This window comes from Lentzea kristufekii, assembly GCF_033949925.1.
GTDB lineage: Bacteria > Actinomycetota > Actinomycetes > Mycobacteriales > Pseudonocardiaceae > Lentzea > Lentzea kristufekii.
Genome location: NZ_JAXAVV010000017.1, coordinates 1 through 16,398, shown reverse-complemented (window position 1 = coordinate 16,398; position 16,398 = coordinate 1). Strand labels below are relative to the sequence as shown.

Genomic DNA, 16,398 nt, shown 5'->3' with positions numbered 1-16,398 from the left:
GTTCAGCTCCTGCTGACGAGCAAGTAGCGCTCATCGTCGATCTCGCGCCCCCACAACGCAGGATCGTCCAGCCGTGTGACGTCGGCTTCCCCGCGAACGTCCAGCACGAGCGCCCGGCACTCGGCGGCGGTGAGGCCGGCGCCCGTCGACCAGCGCCCTTCGATGAGTACGAGCAGTCCGCCGGGTTTGAGCAGGTTCACCCAGAGCTTGAGCGCGGCAGCGGGGTCCGGCAACGCCCACAGCACATGGCGGGCGAGCACGACGTCACAAGACGCTGGTGCGTAAGGAGGTTGAGAGACATCACCCTGCACGAACACAGCCGGCACCCCGGCGCTGTCCGCTTTCGCCTGGGCGGCCGCGACCAGGCGCGGCGAGAGGTCGACGCCACAAACGTCGTGCCCCGCCTGCGCCAGCAGCACGGAGAGACTGCCCGTCCCGCACCCGAGGTCAACCACTGACGCCGAACCAGGCGGCATCAAAGGCAAGAGCACAGCCGCCCACGCGGCCCGCACTTCGGCGTCGAGCAGCCCGTGATCCGGTTCCTGGTCGAAGGTCGCCGCATGCTGGTCCCAGAAGTCGCGCACTTCGCTTGTCATGCCCGAAGTTTGCAATGGCGCGCGTTTGTTAAGGGTTGCCGAATTTCAGCCGTGGTTCGCGCTGGCGTGCTTGTGCGCGCTCAGCGGTGACCACCTGCTCGCATTCGAGACCGCGATGCTGCTCGTGGCCTGCGCTACCGACCGCACTCGCTACTGACCGCCTTACATCTTCTCGGCTAGGGTCCCGGCCAGCGGATTACCGCTGATCAATGGGTTCTCGCGCAAGGGAGTTGATGCAAAAGGTGTGCAGAAAAGTCATCGGCGCGCTGGCGTTGGTGGTGGCGATGGTGGGCATGCCTGGTCAGTCGCTCGCCCACGGCATCACCGGGTCGGCCGCCGGGAAGAACACCTGGGAGTTCATCCCGCTGGGCATCGAGCACATGCTGCTGGGCTGGGACCACCTGCTGTTCATCGCCGGCATCGTGTTGCTCGCGGGCGAGCTGAAGCGGGCGGCCAAGCTGATCTCGGTGTTCGTCGTCGGGCACAGCACCACGCTGATCATCGCCACGCTGGCGGGCTGGAAGCTCAGCGCCACGCTGGTCGACGTCGTGATCGCGTTGAGCCTGGTGTTCGTCGGCGTGGTCGGCTGGATCGGCCGTCCGCAGAAGTGGCGCTGGTTCGCTGCCTCGGTGCTCGGGTTCGGTCTCGTGCACGGGCTCGGCTTGTCCACGCGGCTGCAGGACCTCGGCCTCCCTGAGAGCGGCCTGCTGTGGCGGGTGATCGCGTTCAACGTCGGCGTCGAGATCGGCCAGTTGATCGGGATCGTGATCATGGTCGTGCTCGGCCGGGTGTTCGCCCGCCTGATCAAGTGGGACAAGGCACCGAAGCTCGCCAACGGCGGCCTGGTCGCCGCCGGGATCGTGGCGGCGATCGTGCTGAGCGTCCTCAGCGTGTTCGCCCCGGCACCGCCCGCGGACGCCTACGCGGCCGGATGTTCGGTCAAGACGCGCACGGAGACGTTCAAGGGCGAGGGCAACCACCCGCCGAAGGACTTCTACGAGCCCAGCGAAACCGCGCCGGAATCCGACTTCGGACACGTCGCGGGTGATGGCTACCTCGTCGTGCAGTACTCGGGCCTGTCCGAGGCCCAGGTGGGGCAGCTGCGGACATTCATCACCGGCCCCGACGGGCAGAAGGTCGTGGGCGGGCTCAAGCAGGGCCAGGCCGAGCAGATCAAGGCCATCAACGCCTACGACACGATGAGCTGCGAGAAGTTCGACCTTGAGTCGCTGAAGAAGTTCGCCGACAAGTGGCTGACCGATCCACGTTCGAAGAGTGCTGAAGGCTGATCGTGAAGATGACCGAACTGCGCATGGTGCGCGCGGCCCTGGTGGCCGTGCTGTCCAGCGCTGTCTCGGTCGCCGCCCACGCGGCGGCAGGCGGGGGCATGCCCGACCTCGGGTCGACGCTGCTGCTCACCGTCATGATCGCGGGCGCTGCCACGGCCCTCGCTGATCGCAGGCGCAGTGCGAAGCGCACCGTCGCCATCCTCGCGGCAGCCCAGCTGTCGCAGCACTTCATGCTCACCTGGCTGTCCGGCCTGCCGCACCACCACGACCTCTCACTGCACCCCGCGATGATCGCCGCGCACGCGGCCGCTCTCGTGATGTCCGGGTTCCTGCTGGCTCGTGCCGAGGACGTCGTCTTCGCCGTCGCGGGCGCGTTCGCCGCGCTGCGGCCACGGCTGCTGGTGTCACTGCCCATGCCCGCCGACGTCCCCGTCGGGGTGCCGGTGTGGTCGGACGTCGATCCTGTTCGGACTGTCCTCTTGCGACGCCAAATCGGGCGCCGGGGACCTCCGCGCGGCTGCTGAACCTCAGCTCTTCTTTCCGCCTTTGAGGGCGGGAGTCGTACACGCATGTCTTGAACACGCCGGGGCGCGCTGGTGCGCGCCTCGGCGAAGTTCGGGCCTGACCTTGATGAGCGGCAGCGTCGCCAGCACCAGGTAAGCGATCGCGAGCGCGATCACCCCGGCGGACACGGGTCCTGAGAACAGCATGCCACCTGCCGCACTCCCCAGCGGGAAACCCAAGGCACATACGGCGGCACGGGCGCCCGTGACCTGGCCGCGCACGTCGTCGGGAACACTGCGCTGGAACAAGGACCGTTCGATCGCGTAGTACGGGCCCCACAAGAACGAGGCCACCGCGACGAGCACCGCCGCGACCGGAAGCGCGTCGGTCAGCGTCAACGCCGCCAGCGCCGGCGCCCCACCAGCGATCACGACCGGCAACCGTGCGCGGACGGGGAGCCGAAGGAACAAGGGAAGTCCACAGAGGACACCGCACAAACCGCCCGCACCTGCGGCGCCGAGCAGCACACCGAACGCGAACGCACTGTCGTGCAGGACTTTGAGCGCGTACACCGGGTACAGCAGATCGGTCGCTCCGCTCAGGAACAGGAACCCCGCGGCACATGCCGTGAGCAACAATGCCGTGGGATGTCGCGCCAGCACCACGAACGCCGGGCGGCCACGTTCTTCGCGTGCAGGCGCACGCAGGTCCGGCAGCCGGAAGGAAAACCAGCTCATGATGGCGAAGCTCGCTGCGTCGACCACCAGTGCCGTGCTGACCCCTGCCGTTCCGACGAGGAAACCGGCCACAGGTGGCCCGACAACGTAGGCAAGTTCCCAGTTCACCGAGAGCAGGGAGTTCGCCGACTCGAGGTCAGCGTCCTCGACGACCCGAGGGACGAGGACACCCTCGGCCACTTCGCTGACGGCCGCCAAAGCCGCGCTCACCGCGCCGACCACACAGATGTGGACGACTCGAATTTGCCCGAAGTAATCGAGCACCGGCAAGAGCGCGATCAGCACGCCGCGGACCGCGTTGTCCCATCCGAGTAGCAGCCGCACGGGAAACCGGTCCAGCAGCCTTCCCGCGACCGGTCCGCACACCAGGATCGGCAGCCCGGAGCAGAGCAGCACCAGCCCGAGCTCGCGAGGGCCCGCCAGGTCCAGCACCAGCCAGGACAGCGCGACGACGGTGAACGCGCTACCGCACCGCGACACCATCATCCCAAGCCAGAACCGCCGGAAAGCCGGCTTGCGGAGAACGCGCAGATACCCCCGGAAAGTGCGTCGCATGCACTCACGCTAACGGGCCGAAATGGAAAATGTTATTTCAACTAGCAAATTCTCTTTTTAATTAAAATGGGGAAGGGAGTGGTGTGCTGCCCCGTTGCGCGAGCATCGACGTCATCAGCTCGATATCGGAGATCTGGGTGACCAGCATGTTCGCGGCGAACGTGCGCACCTGGCCGGTCGAGGCGTACTGCTCGCCCGCACGCATCATCGGCATGCCGCCCTGGTGGTGCCGGATCATCAGGCGCAGGAAGTAGACGTCGAGCTCCTGCCCGCGCAACGACTTCAGCGTGGCGAGCTCCTCCTCGGTCGCCATGCCCGGCATGGCCGCGGCCCCCGAAGCAGGACCTGCCGCGTGGCCGCTGTGACCTGTTTCCGAAGGTATCCAGGCCATGTGCGGGCCGGGCGCGGTGGCCGGCTGCTCCCACAGCGTGAGCCAGCCCTGCATCCGGCCGATCTGCTCCTGCTGGCCGTTGCCGATGTCGAACGCGAGCAGGCGCACCGCCTGATCGGTGCTGTAGTCGCGGATGGCGTCGGCCATCACGACCGCCTGGCGGTGATGCACCGTCATGTCCTGCGAGAAACCGACATCAACGGCACCGAACTCTGCCCGCGACGGAAGCAGTTGCGTCCTTAATAGCGTTCCGCCGACTACGCCGAGTGCGGCGACCACCACGAACGCGACCACCGGCACGACCACACGTCGAAGCATCGAGTTCCTCGTCAGAAGTTCGCCACCGCCGCGTACAGCAACGTCAGCACGATCGCCGCGACGGCCACTGCCGCCACGATCCGGGTGATTGTGCGCCATCGTTGATCCACCGCTGTCAACTCCCGGTCAGTCGTGGTCCGGCTTGCCGGTGAGGTGGTGATCGGCCGCGTTGACCGCCTCGAACAACAGTCGCTGGACGTGGCCACCGCGCGCCCGGTAGAGCATCCGCCGGCCTTCGCGGCGCCCGGACACCAGTCCGGTCAGTCTCAATTTCGCGAGATGTTGCGACACCGCCGGGCGCGCGATTCCCACCTCTGAGGCCAGCGTCGTCACGTCGTACTCGGCCCCGCACAGCAGCCACAACATGCGGAAACGCGTCGCGTCGGCGAGCATCCGGAACCCGTCGACGGCCGCTTCGACGTGTCCGCCAGAAGGTAGCTGTTGCCAGCGATGCGTTGTTGCAACGTCGTCGCGTGCGTACATGAGCACATATAGTGCCAGACATGCTCGCTGTTCTGCGCAATCGCACGTATCGCCACCTGTTCGGGGCACACGTCGTGGCCCTCACCGGCACCGGTTTGGCGACCGTCGCGCTGGGACTGCTGGCCTACGACCTTGCCGGGGCAGACGCGGGAGCGGTGCTCGGTACCGCGCTGGCGATCAAGATGGTCGCCTACGTCAGCGTGGCGCCGATCGCGGCGGCGCTGCTCGGGGCGTTGCCACGGCGAGCGGTGCTGGTGACGCTGGATCTCGTCCGTGCCGGAGTTGCGGTGACGCTGCCGTGGGTGGACCAGATCTGGCAGATCTACATCCTGATCTTCTTGCTGCAGGCAGCCTCGGCAGCGTTCACGCCGATCTTTCAGGCAACGATTCCGGACGTGCTGCCCGACGAACGTGAGTACACGCGGGCCGTCACTCTCTCGCGGATGGCTTACGACCTCGAAGGCCTGCTGAGCCCGTCGCTGGCTGCGGCGTTGCTGGTGCTGATGAGCTTCAACAACCTGTTCCTCGGCACGGCGATCGGTTTCGTGGGCTCCGCGCTGCTCGTGGTGTCGGCGGTGGTGCCGCGACCAAAGCCGGTGAGGCGCAACGAAAGCCTGTACGCGGCGACGACTCGTGGCATCCGGATCTACCTGGCCACGCCGCGCCTGCGCGGTTTGCTGGCCGTGCACCTCGCCGCAGCCGCAGCGGGCTCGATGGTGCTGGTCAACACCGTCGCGTACGTGCGCGACATACTCGGTCGCGGTGCTTCCGACGTTGCCGTCGCGCTCGCGTTCAACGGCGTCGGATCCTTGGCTGCCGCACTGGTGTTGCCCAAATTGCTCGACCGCGTCACCGACCGCGCACTGGTGCTGCGGGCCTCCGTGGCGCTGGTCGTACTCCTGTTCGCCGGTTCCGCGTTCGCCTCGCTGCTCGGCGGTACGCACTGGCTTGCGCTGCTCGTGCTGTGGGCGTTGATCGGAGCCGGATGCTCCTTCGCACTGACACCGGGTGCGCGGCTCTTGCGTCGATCCGCAGACTCGTGCGATCGGCCCGCGTTGTTCGCTGCGGACTTCGCGCTTTCACACGCCTGCTGGTTGCTGTGTTACCCGCTGGCCGGATGGGTGGCCACCGCCGCGAGCATGACAACGGCCTTCATTGTTCTTGGTGGTGTGACGGTGGTTGCGGCTCTTGTGGCATGGCGTCTGTGGCCGACGCATGACCCGGAGGTGGTGGAGCACGTGCATCACGACCTTGAGCCCGATCATGACCATCTGCACGACGCGGTGCTCGCGGGCGGCGCGTGGCGGCACGCACACGAGTTCCGCATCGACGACCACCACGAGCGCTGGCCGCGCTAGCCGGACTGTGCGCAGTAGGCGCAGGTTCCGGTGATGGTCACGCGGACGAGCACTTCGGTGAAGCCCAGTCTCAGGACCAGCAGCGTCGGCACCAGATAGGCGAGGGGCCATAGGCCCGTAGCCGGCCGTGCCGTCGTGTGGTGCCGCGGCTGTGGGGGTGCGGCCGAGGGGGTAGGACGCGACCGGCGGTTGAGCACTAGTGCGTCGGTTGTTGGGCGGTGCCGCGGTGTTCCGTCCCTGTCGTGCGGCTGCTGGGCGGCGGTCACTGCCGTAGGCCTCTGGGGTGGAGCGAGGGCGGATGCTCTGCCGGATGCCAACATAGCAATGGGTGTTGAGATGACGCTCACCGAAGCTTGTTCCAATGTATCAACGAGCGTTAGGATATGCATGTGACTGAGGAGCGCCGGGACACTTGTGACCTGTTGTGTCTGGACCTGCCACATGCCGAGGAGATCCGGACGGGTCTGCCTGAGCTGTCCGCGGTGGAGTCGGCCGCAGCGGCGGCGCGGGCGCTGGGCGATCCCACGCGGTTGCGGATCGCCGCGGCGTTGCTGGCCGGCGGGGAGTTGTGCGTGTGCGACGCCTCGTGGGTGGTCGGTGCGGCGCAGAACCTGACCTCGCACCACCTCCGGCAGCTCAAGATCGCCGGACTGGTGTCGGCCCGGCGTGACGGGAAGCTGGTGATGTACGCGCTGAGCGGGCGTGGCCGGGCATTGGTCGCCGCAGTTCTGTCAGAGCAGACGGACGAGGCCTTGCCCGTGGTGGCGGGTGTGGCCGACAGCAGAGCACTGGAGGGGTGAGTCGTGGCTGACGAGTGCTGCGGGCCGCAGGAGCCGCGTCCGAGGACGACCACAGCGCAACGCGACCAGCAGGTCGATGACCACGATGGCGACCATGGTCCCGAGCAGGGACCTGGGAGCTGGTGGCAGGTCCGCGAGCTGCAGTTGGCCGCAGTTGCGGCGGTGCTGCTGGCGGCTGGCTGGTGGCTCGGTTCCACGGGAGCCGAGCTGGTGGGCAACGGGCTGACGTTGGCCTCGGCGGTGGTGGGCGCAGCCTCGTTCGTGCCGGGTGCCGTGCGCAGCCTGCTGCGTCGACGGGTCGGGGTGGCGACCCTGATGACGATCGCCGCGATCGGCGCTGTCGCGTTAGGACAGATCACCGAGGCCGCCATGCTCGGTGTGCTGTTCTCCATCGCCGAAGGCCTGGAGCACTACGCCATCGTCCGCACGCGCCGTGGCCTGCGGGCACTTCTGGGGCTGGTGCCGCCCACCGCGTCGGTGCTGCGCGAGGGGACAGAGCTGCAGGTCGCTCCGGATGAGCTCGTGGTCAGCGACCGGATGGTGCTGCGACCCGGTGAACGTGCCGCGACCGACGGAATCATCCGCTCCGGCCACACCAACCTGGACCTGTCGGCGATCACGGGTGAGTCGGTGCCGGTGGAGGCCGGTCCTGGCAACGCTGTGTACGCGGGCGCGATCAACGGTGGCGGCGCGATCGAGGTCGAGGTCACCGCACGAGCCTCGGACTCCTCGCTTGCTCGCATCGTGCACATCGTCGAAGAGGCCCAGGACCGCAAGGGCACCGGGCAACGTCTCGCCGACCGCATCGCGCGCCCACTCGTTCCCGCAATCATGATCTTGGCCGTGCTCATCGCCGGGTTCGGGGCGCTGCTGGGCGACCCGATGGTGTGGCTCGAACGCGCCTTGGTCGTGCTCGTGGCCGCTTCACCGTGCGCGCTGGCGATCTCCATCCCGCTGACCGTCGTCGCCGCCGTGGGCGCGGCGAGCAGGCAGGGCGCGCTGGTCAAGGGCGGCGCCGCGCTGGAGGAACTCGGCCGCATCGGCACCGTCGCGCTGGACAAGACCGGCACGCTGACCCGCAACGCTCCGCGGGTGGTGGACGTCGTGCCCGCCGGGGAGAACACCCGCGAGCAGGTGCTGGCCACCGCTGCGGCACTCGAAGCCCGCAGTGAGCACCCGCTGGCCCGCGCGATCCTGCAGGCCGCGGATACCGTGCCGGCCGCCGATGACGTCACCGCGGTGCCCGGCCACGGCCTGACCGGCTTCCTGGACGGCGCCTCGGTGCGGCTGGGCAAGCCGAGCTGGGTTGATCCCGGATCGCTGCGCGGCGAGGTCGACCGGCTTCAGCAGGCAGGCGCCACCGTCGTGCTCCTCGAGCGGGACGGGACTCTGCTCGGTGCGGTCGCGGTCCGCGACGAGCTGCGTGACGAGGCTCCGGAGGTCATCAGCAGGCTTCGCGCGCTGAACATTGACACCGCGATGCTCACCGGCGACAACACCGCCACCGCAACGGCTCTGGCCGGCAAAGCGGGCATCGCCACTGTGCACGCCGAACTCCTGCCCGAGGACAAGGCCGCGCTGGTCGACCACCTGCGCAACGGGCGCAAGATCGCCATGGTCGGCGACGGCGTCAACGACGCCCCGGCACTGGCAACCGCTGACGTCGGCATCGCCATGGGCGCCATGGGTACCGACGTGGCCATCGAGACTGCGGACGTGGCGCTGATGGGTGAGGACCTGCGCCACCTGCCTCAGGTCCTCGCGCACGCACGCCATGCCCGCCGGGTGATGTTGCAGAACGTCGGCCTGTCGCTGGCGATCATCGGCGTGCTGATCCCGTTGGCGGCCTTCGGCGTCATGGGTCTGGCCACCGTGGTGTTCGTGCACGAGTTCGCCGAGGTCCTGGTCATCCTCAACGCCATCCGCGCCGCCAAGAGCACCCCGCTGCCCGAGGTCACCGCGGTCACTCCGACCACGCCGCAGGCGCTGAACCTCACGGTGGCGAGCATGCCGAAGCAGGGCGACTCCGGCTGCTGCGACGCTTGCTGACCCGCCCGCTAGCCTGGAGCGCGTGCCCGGCGCCAGCACGATGCGGAAGATCGCGCGAGTGAGTCTCGTGCGCGTCTTCGCCGTGCTCGCGCTGGTCGTCGGGATCGCGCTGCTCCAGGGCACACCGTGCGAACGCGACGTCGTGTCGACGGCGCAATGCGCGGCGTCCAGCATGCAGGTGTTCGTTGATTTGCCGGTCGATGGAGCTTCGGAACCCCTTGATGACCTCGGCGGTGTGGCGGAAGCCTGCCTCGCGGTGTTGCTCGTCGTACTGCTCGCCGTCGCTGGCCTTCGCCATCCTCGTTTGTTCCTCGTGAGCGTTGTGCGCGCACCTCTGCCATGGCGGGGCCCAGATCGACGCCCTGGAGTTCAGCTCACGCGCCTCTGTGTGTTGAGGACGTAGATCTCGCTGTATGTCGTCATGACCAAGAACGCCAGGATTTCGTTGATCATCATCGCTGTGGTTGTGGTGGTGCTAGGCGGCTTCATCCTGATCAGCAAGCTCACCGGGCCCTCGGCGCCACAACAGACCGGGTCGGCCAACGTCGCCGGGCCCACTCCTGCCGCACCGACGGACGTGCTCGTCCGGCCCGACAGCCACAAGCTCTCCAACGCGCCCAGCGCCAAGGTGACCGTCGTCGAGTTCCTCGATCTCGAATGTGAGGCCTGCCGGGCGGCCTATCCCGGCGTGGAGAAGTTGCGAGACGAGTACGGCGACCGCGTGACGTTCGTGATGCGCTACTTCCCGGTTCCAGCCCACCGCAACGCCGAACTGGCCGCCACCGTCGTGGAGGCCGCAGGCAAGCAGGGCAAGCTCGAAGCGATGTACCAGCGCATGTACGAGACCCAGGCGAACTGGGGCGACCAGCAGGTCTCCCACCGCGAGACGTTCTTCGGGTTCGCCCGCGACCTCGGGCTCGACATGGCGAAGTTCGAAGCCGATGTGAACGACCCGGCGACTTTGGAGCGCGTTCTCAAGGACCGCAAGGACGGCGTGACCGTGGGTGTCCAGGGCACGCCGACGTTCTTCATCAACGCCACCAAGCTCCAGGGTCCGCCGAGCTACAGCGCGCTCAAGGCCGCGGTCGACCGAGAACTGGCCAAGTGACCTCAACCGACGTGCGGTTCGTGACCAGGCTGCTTCCGTGGCTGCTCATCGCGGGCGGCGGGATCGGCCTGGTCGCGGCCTTCGTGCTGACTGTCGAGAAGCTCGCGCTGCTCAAGGACTCCGACTACATCCCGACGTGCAGCATCAACCCGGTGCTGAGCTGCGGCTCGATCATGAAGCCTGAGCAGGCCGAGGTGTTCGGCTTCCCGAACCCGCTGCTCGGCATTGCCGGGTTCGCGGCGGTCGGCACGATCGGCGTGGTGCTGGTGACCGGAGCGGCACTACCGCGCTGGTGCTGGCTCGGTCTGCAGGCCGGCGTCACGTTCGGTGTCGGTTTCGTGCATTGGCTGATCTACCAGAGTTTGTACGTCATCGGGGCGTTGTGCCCGTACTGCATGGCCGTGTGGGCCGTCATGATCCCGATCTTCTGGTACACGACGCTGCACAACCTGGAGCAAGGGCATCTTCCGTCGCCAAGGCGCACCACGACTGCCTTGGCCAGCTACCACAGCGTGGCCCTCATCCTGTGGTACCTGCTCATCGCCGGTGCGGTGTTGCAGGCGTTCTGGTTCTACTGGACGACGTTGGTCGAGTAGCTTGCCCGGAGGTTGGTCAGGCGGCCGGTTTGCGGGCGACGAGTCGTTCCACTAGACCGAGCTTGAAGCGTTGCCGCTGCTCGACATCCATGCCGCGGGCTTGGACCAGATTCAACGGCCGACGCAGGAAGTGCTCGCCAGCCAACGGAATCGTGATCCGCTCCACGACCCACTGCACACCCCTGGCGAGCCTGGACGAACTGGCGATGTGGTCGACGAGGATCAACTGTCCACCGGGGGCGCACACCCGGACCATCTCGTCCACAGCGGACTCGTGGTCCGGGATCGCGCACAGCCCCAACGTGCACACCACAGTGTCGAAAGAGGAGTCGTCGAACGGCAGGGCATGAGCGGTGCCCTGTCGCAAGGTCACCTCGCGACCGAGATCTTGTGCGCGGGAGCGGGCGAGATCGAGCATCTGTTCGCTGAGGTCCAGGCCGGTCACGGCGATGCCGTCGGGATAGAACGGTAGGTTGAGGCCGGTCCCGATAGCGACCTCGAGCACGTCTCCGGTGGCCTGGGAGCAAGCCCAACGGCGCGAGTCACCGAAAGCCGGCGGTCCAGGACACCTAATCTCCCTGTCGTAGTTCGCCGACTTGCGGTCCCAGTACCGCTGCCAGCGGGTGGTGCGGTCATCTGTCTGCGCCATGGTTCCTCGCCCCCGGTCAGTCCCCAACGGTCGCTGCCTCACCAGCGGAGCACGTTCGCCGTGCTCACCGCATCCGGGACAACCCGGAGTTGAGCATCGTGCCGAGTCGGCGCACCATGAGCAGGTGGACAGGTCTGCGGTTCACCACGACTTCGATCGGGCGCGCTCGGCGTTCCGCGCCCTGTTCGACGGTGCCACGGAAGAGGAGCTGAGGCGCCCGTCGAACGGTACGCGCTGGAAGAACCGGCAGTTGTTGTTTCACATGTTGCTCGGCTTCCTGATCATGCGGGCGTTGCTGGCGTTGGCACGGATCGTGGCTCGCCTGCCGGATCGGGTGGGCCGTGGCTGGGCGAGGCTGCTCAACGCGGTGACGAAGCCCTTTGACGCGGTCAACTTTCTCGGTTCATGGCTTGGTGGCAGCCTCATGCCCCGCAAGGCGATGGTCGTGCTGTGTGACCGCACGATCGCTGCACTGCACCAGCGTCTTGACCGGGAAACCGAGAGCGGTCTGGTGAAGGGCATGCCCTATCCGACTCGCTGGGACCCGTTCTTCCGCGAGTTCATGACCGTGGCGGACCTGTACCGCTTCCCGGTGCAGCACTTCGACTTCCACCGGAATCAACTCTCGCTCACTTGAGCAGACGGCGCACCACGTGCGCGGCGTCGCGTCCGCCGCGCAGGGTGGCGGAGGAAAGGCTGCGTTGCTTCGGCGTCCTGGGCCCCGCGGCCGCCGACCGAACAGGCAGTCGAGCCGGACGTCACGGTGGTTGAAGCGAAAGCCGCTGCCGGATGCGGCTGGCAGTGACTTGCATCTGGTACCCAGGTACAGGCTTACCGTCGAAGCATGAGCACAGAAGCTGAGTCCTGGGCGCCGCAGGCCTGCACGTTGCCTACCGGGGAACGTCCGCTGCGTGTCGCTGAGTTCGATGCGTTGTTCACGGAAGCGGTGCAGAACGTCCGCCGCGTTGACGCCACCTCGGTGTCCCTGGACCTCCAGCCGCGTCCCGAGGTGGCCGCGCGGGCGGCTGACCTGTTGGTGCGGGAGACCGGCTGCTGTTCGTTCTTCACCTTCAGCCTGGTCGCGACCGGCGGCAGCCTGCACCTGGAGATCAAGGTTCCAGGGCAGCACGCCGAGGTGCTCGAGGCGCTCGCGGCGCGGGCGGAAGGGATGTCGAAATGACCGGGTTGCGAGCCGGAGAGGTCGCTGACGCCGCGGGCGTGAACCGGCAGACGCTGCGGTACTACGAGCGCGTCGGCCTCCTCGCCGAGCCGGACCGGACGCTGGGCGGGCATCGGATTTACCCGGTCGAGACGGTGACCGTCATCCGGGTCATCAAGGCCGCTCAGCGACTCGGCTTCACCCTCGACGAGGTCGCCGAACTGCTCGACCTCGGAACGCACCGGCACGGCAAACCGGGACTGCAGGCGCGAGCGACCGCCAAGCTGACCGAAGTCGAGACCAAGATCGCCGACCTGGAGATCATCCGGGACACGTTGAAGGCCGCGGTGGCGGCGGGCTGTGACGACCTGATCGTGTGCTCGCACATCCCGTCCTGCCCGCTGCCGTTCGCCGGCCTCGCCGACGGGAAGGCTGCCGATGCAGGCTCCTGCTGCTGACAAGGCCCGGCGGTTCGCTTGGCTCGCCGGAGCCGCGTGCCTGCTGTGCTGCCTGGTGCCGGTGCTGGGGATTGCAGGTGTGGCGGGCTTCTTCTCCGCGCTCGGCTTCCGAGACGTGCTGGTTGGTCTCGCCGTCGCCGCAGTGGTGGGCGCTGGCGTATGGCTGGTGGTTCGACGTCGACGACATCACCGGTGCGCCGGTGGGGGATGTGGCTGCCAGACTGCTGGATCATGACGGTTCTGCGTTCGGTGGTGTTGTTCGTGCTCGCCGCGGTGGCGGAGATCGGCGGCGCCTGGCTGGTGTGGCAAGGACTGCGGGAGGATCGGGGTCTGCTGTGGATCGCCGGAGGTGTGCTGGCGCTTGGCGCGTACGGCTTTGTCGCGACCTTCCAGCCCGATCCGAACTTCGGCCGGATCCTCGCTGCCTACGGCGGGTTCTTCGTCGCCGGATCACTGGCCTGGGGCGTGGTGATGGATGGATTCCGCCCTGACCGATGGGACTACACCGGCGCCGTTATCTGCCTGCTCGGCGTCGTAGTGATCATGTACGCGCCGCGAGGGTGACTTGGTAGCGAATCGTGCACGACATTCCTTACTGCGTGCGGCCGTGCGGTGACTTCCTGGACGGTGACCACCGCATTGTCGAGCAGTCGCCCGCAATGAGAGTCGGCAGTCTATGGCTGCACTGTCAGTTCGAGTGACCACGCGTTGGACGGGGGACCGTGCGGGTCGCCGGAGTGGAGGCTGGTGGTCGTCAGCACACTGGTGCCTTGTGCAGCGGCACGCAGCTGTGCGGCAAGTTCTCCGGTGGACGCGATGTTCTGGTTGACGACTTCGACCACGTTGCTCGAGGTGTTGGTGAGGTTCGCCCAGGCGCCGATGACGCTGGCCAATCGGATTCGCAGCTGCGTCCCCGTCTTGACGCAGACGCTGTAGTTGCCGGGACTGGCTGCGGCCGTGGTGGTGAGGTCGAGTTCGCCACTCGCACACTCGGCGGTGAGTTGCTGCTTCGTCTGAGCTGATGGTGTGTCACTGGCAGGAGTGTGCGAAGTCGGCGTCGCGGAGGCGGTGGTTGTCGGTGCGCCCGACTGTTCGCCGCCCTGCCCGGCTGAGACCGTGCCGCTCCCGCAGGCGGTACAGGTGCCGATGAGAACGAGCAGCGCGCCAAGCGCGACCGTGAGGCGGGCTGAGCCGGCCATGTCGTGGTTCCCCTCGTGCGGTGTGCGAGCGGTGGCCCTGGTGGCCACGTCCAACGCGACCCCAGGGGAGTCCCACTTCGAGGAAGGGCTAGCTCCCCAGACTCTGGATACCAGAAATGTTGGTGTCCCCGCGGTCGTTCGCGATGGCGTCGCTCTGCCTGCCCGCGGCGTCCTCGCCATCGGCCAGGCGACGTGGGAGATCCTCGATCGTGAGGAGTACGAGCGCACCCAGCGGGAGGTCAGCGGTCCCACGTCACCGGAAGTGCGGTGAGCCCACCGGTCAGTACGTCTTTCCGGACCGTCAGGTCCCCCACGGGCACGGCCAGGCTCATGGTGGGGAAGCGCGGGATCAGTTGGGAGAACACGGCTTGTAGTTCCATGCGGGCCAGTGGTGCGCCGATGCAGTATCGGAGGCCGTGTCCGAAGGTGAGGTGGGCGGAAGCCTGGCGGGTGATGTCGACGCGGTCCGGCTCGGTGAAGACGGCCGGGTCGTGGTTGGCGGCACCGTTGTCGAGCAGGACGAGGTCTCCGGCGCTGATGCTGACGCCGTCGATCTCCATGTCGGTGCGGGCGTAGCGGGGGATGCCGCCACCGCCTTTGCCTGGCGCGCGAAGGATTTCTTCGACGGCGTTCGGGATGAGGCTGGGGTCGTCGCGCAGGGTGTTCCACTGATCAGGGTTGGCCAGCAGGAGCAGCGCGCCCATGCCGATCTGGACCACGGTCGTCTCGTGGCCGGCGAACAGCAGTGCCATGGAGAGCATGGCGGCCTCCTCTGTGGAGACGCCGTCGGTCGCGCACAGGCGGGAGATCACGTCGTCGCCCGGCTCTTGTCGCTTGGTCTCGACGAGGCGCATGCCGTAGCCGAACAGATTGCCGAGACCTTGTTCGGAGATGCCGCGGTCGTTGATGTTCGCGGCGGCCTCGGTCCACGCACGGAACTGGTCGCGGTCGTCGTACGGCACGCCGAGCAGCTCGCAGATCACGAGGATCGGCAGCGGGACCGCGACGGCGGCGTGCAGGTCGGCTGGAGTCTCTGAGGTGGCCAGTTGATCGAGCAGTTGTGCGGTCAGTGTGTCGATGCGGGGACGCAGTGCGCGCATGTGTTTGGGGGAGAAGTGCGGTTGCAGCAGTGCGCGCATGAGGGCGTGGTCGGCCCGCTCGGTGACGAAGTCTCCCAGCGGGCCGCCGAACAGGGCGGATTCGCCGGTGCGCGCCGCGTTCTGCGGGTCGGGGTGGGATCTGCCGAGCCGGTCGTCGCCGAGTAGCTCGCGCACGTGGGCGTAGTCGGTGACCAGCCACGCGTCGTGGCCGACCGCGGTGCGGATCCGGTGGACCGCGCCCTGGGACTGAAGTACGCGTAGTTGCGGAGGGACCTGCAGCGGCTGGGGCTGCTCGAACGGCAGTTGAGCAGGAGAAACCATGACGTGTGCCCCTTGTTCAGGTCAGTTTGTATAAGTTGACTTAAACAAAGCTACTTGTTTAGTCTGTTCTAAACAAGTGGAGGTGCAGTGGTGGCGGGTCCTCAGAACGTGCGGCGCATGCCGCGTGCTCAGCGGCGCGAGCAGATCCTGGACGCCGCGACCCGCGCGTTCGCCCGTGCCGGGTATGTGGCGACCGGACTCGACGGTGTGGCAGCTGAAGCTGAGGTCACCCTTGTGTTGCTGTACCGGCACTTCGACTCGAAGGCTGACCTGTACCGGGCTGTACTCGATCGGGCGTGTGCGCGGCTGGAAGCAACGGTCGGCTCCGGTGACTACGACGAGGGCAGCATCTCTGCGCTGCTGCGTGCCGCTGCCGAAGATCCGGATGGGTTCCGCTTGCTGTTCCGGCACGCGGTGCGTGAGCCGGACTTCCGTGACGTGGTGAACGGAATGCAGGCGATGTCGGCGGAGGTCACGCGGCGCGAGCTGGCCGCGGTGATTCCGGAAGGCCCATGGCTGGACTGGGCGGTGCAGTACGTGCCGACAGTCACCCTCGAGGCCGTGATCGCCTGGCTCGACGCGGGCCAGCCCGACCCGGACCAGGCCGCTGATCGCATCGCCTTGGTGGTGCACAGCGCCATCCGGGCGGCAAGCAGTGTTGACTGACCCAGTCGGTCATTTATGCTGGGCGGGTGCCACGCACTCGTTCAGCGGACATGTTTCCCAAA

Annotated in this window: 20 protein-coding genes; 13 read left to right on the top strand and 7 right to left on the bottom strand. The window is 67.3% G+C overall.

The features are described from left to right. Window positions 1-2: 2 nt before the first annotated feature. Window positions 3-584 (bottom strand): class I SAM-dependent methyltransferase, encoded by a 582-nt coding sequence (locus tag SK571_RS30290; RefSeq protein WP_319987490.1) that lies wholly within the window; start codon window positions 582-584, stop codon window positions 3-5. Between the two features lie 254 nt (window positions 585-838). On the opposite strand from SK571_RS30290, the gene SK571_RS30285 reads away from it, so the two are divergent. Together SK571_RS30285 and SK571_RS30280 are read left to right on the top strand one after the other, a co-directional pair. Further along, window positions 839-1,885, top strand: coding sequence for a HupE/UreJ family protein (locus SK571_RS30285; protein WP_319987489.1), 1,047 nt, complete (start codon window positions 839-841; stop codon window positions 1,883-1,885). A gap of 8 nt (window positions 1,886-1,893) precedes the next feature. After that, on the top strand, window positions 1,894-2,409 hold the full coding sequence (locus SK571_RS30280) for a hypothetical protein (RefSeq protein WP_319987488.1): 516 nt from the start codon (window positions 1,894-1,896) through the stop codon (window positions 2,407-2,409). A gap of 3 nt (window positions 2,410-2,412) precedes the next feature. Here SK571_RS30280 and SK571_RS30275 read toward each other — a convergent pair whose 3' ends face one another. The 3 genes from SK571_RS30275 to SK571_RS30265 form a co-directional block, all read right to left on the bottom strand. Beyond that, window positions 2,413-3,681: an MFS transporter gene (locus tag SK571_RS30275; protein WP_319987487.1), complete on the bottom strand. Its 1,269-nt coding sequence runs from the start codon at window positions 3,679-3,681 to the stop codon at window positions 2,413-2,415. Window positions 3,682-3,742: 61 nt separating this feature from the next. Continuing rightward, window positions 3,743-4,390 (bottom strand): DUF305 domain-containing protein, encoded by a 648-nt coding sequence (locus SK571_RS30270; protein WP_319987486.1) that lies wholly within the window; start codon window positions 4,388-4,390, stop codon window positions 3,743-3,745. Window positions 4,391-4,516: 126 nt separating this feature from the next. Further along, the gene (locus SK571_RS30265; protein ID WP_319987485.1) at window positions 4,517-4,873 is read right to left on the bottom strand and encodes an ArsR/SmtB family transcription factor; all 357 of its coding nucleotides are present in this window, start codon (window positions 4,871-4,873) and stop codon (window positions 4,517-4,519) included. 20 nt (window positions 4,874-4,893) lie between these two features. Here SK571_RS30265 and SK571_RS30260 point away from each other — a divergent pair, with 20 nt between their 5' ends. The 6 genes from SK571_RS30260 (at window position 4,894) to SK571_RS30235 (ending at window position 10,784) form a co-directional block, all read left to right on the top strand. Further along, the gene (locus SK571_RS30260; protein WP_319987484.1) at window positions 4,894-6,231 is read left to right on the top strand and encodes an MFS transporter; all 1,338 of its coding nucleotides are present in this window, start codon (window positions 4,894-4,896) and stop codon (window positions 6,229-6,231) included. 389 nt (window positions 6,232-6,620) lie between these two features. Beyond that, on the top strand, window positions 6,621-7,031 hold the full coding sequence (locus SK571_RS30255; protein WP_319987483.1) for an ArsR/SmtB family transcription factor: 411 nt from the start codon (window positions 6,621-6,623) through the stop codon (window positions 7,029-7,031). Between the two features lie 3 nt (window positions 7,032-7,034). Beyond that, window positions 7,035-9,080 carry a heavy metal translocating P-type ATPase gene (locus SK571_RS30250; protein WP_319987482.1) on the top strand — a complete coding sequence of 682 codons (2,046 nt, stop codon included), beginning with the start codon at window positions 7,035-7,037 and terminating at the stop codon, window positions 9,078-9,080. A 22-nt stretch (window positions 9,081-9,102) separates the two neighbouring features. Then, a complete protein-coding gene (locus SK571_RS30245) occupies window positions 9,103-9,483 on the top strand; it encodes a hypothetical protein (RefSeq protein ID WP_319987481.1) in 381 nt (126 codons plus the stop codon). Between the two features lie 18 nt (window positions 9,484-9,501). After that, window positions 9,502-10,188: a DsbA family protein gene (locus tag SK571_RS30240; protein ID WP_319987480.1), complete on the top strand. Its 687-nt coding sequence runs from the start codon at window positions 9,502-9,504 to the stop codon at window positions 10,186-10,188. 20 nt (window positions 10,189-10,208) lie between these two features. After that, window positions 10,209-10,784, top strand: a complete 576-nt coding sequence (locus tag SK571_RS30235) for a vitamin K epoxide reductase family protein (RefSeq protein WP_319987479.1) — start codon at window positions 10,209-10,211, stop codon at window positions 10,782-10,784. A gap of 16 nt (window positions 10,785-10,800) precedes the next feature. Here the strand turns inward: SK571_RS30235 and SK571_RS30230 are convergent, their stop codons facing one another. Continuing rightward, window positions 10,801-11,433: a class I SAM-dependent methyltransferase gene (locus SK571_RS30230; RefSeq protein ID WP_319987478.1), complete on the bottom strand. Its 633-nt coding sequence runs from the start codon at window positions 11,431-11,433 to the stop codon at window positions 10,801-10,803. A gap of 124 nt (window positions 11,434-11,557) precedes the next feature. On the opposite strand from SK571_RS30230, the gene SK571_RS30225 reads away from it, so the two are divergent. The 4 genes from SK571_RS30225 to SK571_RS30210 all read left to right on the top strand — a co-directional run bounded on the left by SK571_RS30225 (window position 11,558) and on the right by SK571_RS30210 (window position 13,614). Continuing rightward, complete coding sequence (locus SK571_RS30225; RefSeq protein WP_319987477.1) at window positions 11,558-12,070, top strand: DinB family protein; 513 nt, start codon at window positions 11,558-11,560, stop codon at window positions 12,068-12,070. Window positions 12,071-12,277: 207 nt separating this feature from the next. Then, a complete protein-coding gene (locus SK571_RS30220; RefSeq protein WP_319987476.1) occupies window positions 12,278-12,613 on the top strand; it encodes a hypothetical protein in 336 nt (111 codons plus the stop codon). After that, window positions 12,610-13,050 (top strand): MerR family transcriptional regulator, encoded by a 441-nt coding sequence (locus tag SK571_RS30215; RefSeq protein WP_319987475.1) that lies wholly within the window; start codon window positions 12,610-12,612, stop codon window positions 13,048-13,050. Before SK571_RS30220 ends, SK571_RS30215 begins: the two co-directional genes overlap by 4 nt. A gap of 228 nt (window positions 13,051-13,278) precedes the next feature. Then, the gene (locus SK571_RS30210) at window positions 13,279-13,614 is read left to right on the top strand and encodes a YnfA family protein (protein WP_319987648.1); all 336 of its coding nucleotides are present in this window, start codon (window positions 13,279-13,281) and stop codon (window positions 13,612-13,614) included. Window positions 13,615-13,724: 110 nt separating this feature from the next. Here the strand turns inward: SK571_RS30210 and SK571_RS30205 are convergent, their stop codons facing one another. Further along, complete coding sequence (locus tag SK571_RS30205) at window positions 13,725-14,249, bottom strand: hypothetical protein (RefSeq protein WP_319987474.1); 525 nt, start codon at window positions 14,247-14,249, stop codon at window positions 13,725-13,727. Between the two features lie 239 nt (window positions 14,250-14,488). Continuing rightward, window positions 14,489-15,670 (bottom strand): cytochrome P450, encoded by a 1,182-nt coding sequence (locus SK571_RS30200; protein ID WP_319987473.1) that lies wholly within the window; start codon window positions 15,668-15,670, stop codon window positions 14,489-14,491. Window positions 15,671-15,760: 90 nt separating this feature from the next. On the opposite strand from SK571_RS30200, the gene SK571_RS30195 reads away from it, so the two are divergent. Continuing rightward, the gene (locus SK571_RS30195) at window positions 15,761-16,336 is read left to right on the top strand and encodes a TetR/AcrR family transcriptional regulator (protein WP_319987472.1); all 576 of its coding nucleotides are present in this window, start codon (window positions 15,761-15,763) and stop codon (window positions 16,334-16,336) included. The last annotated feature ends 62 nt before the right edge of the window (window positions 16,337-16,398 follow it).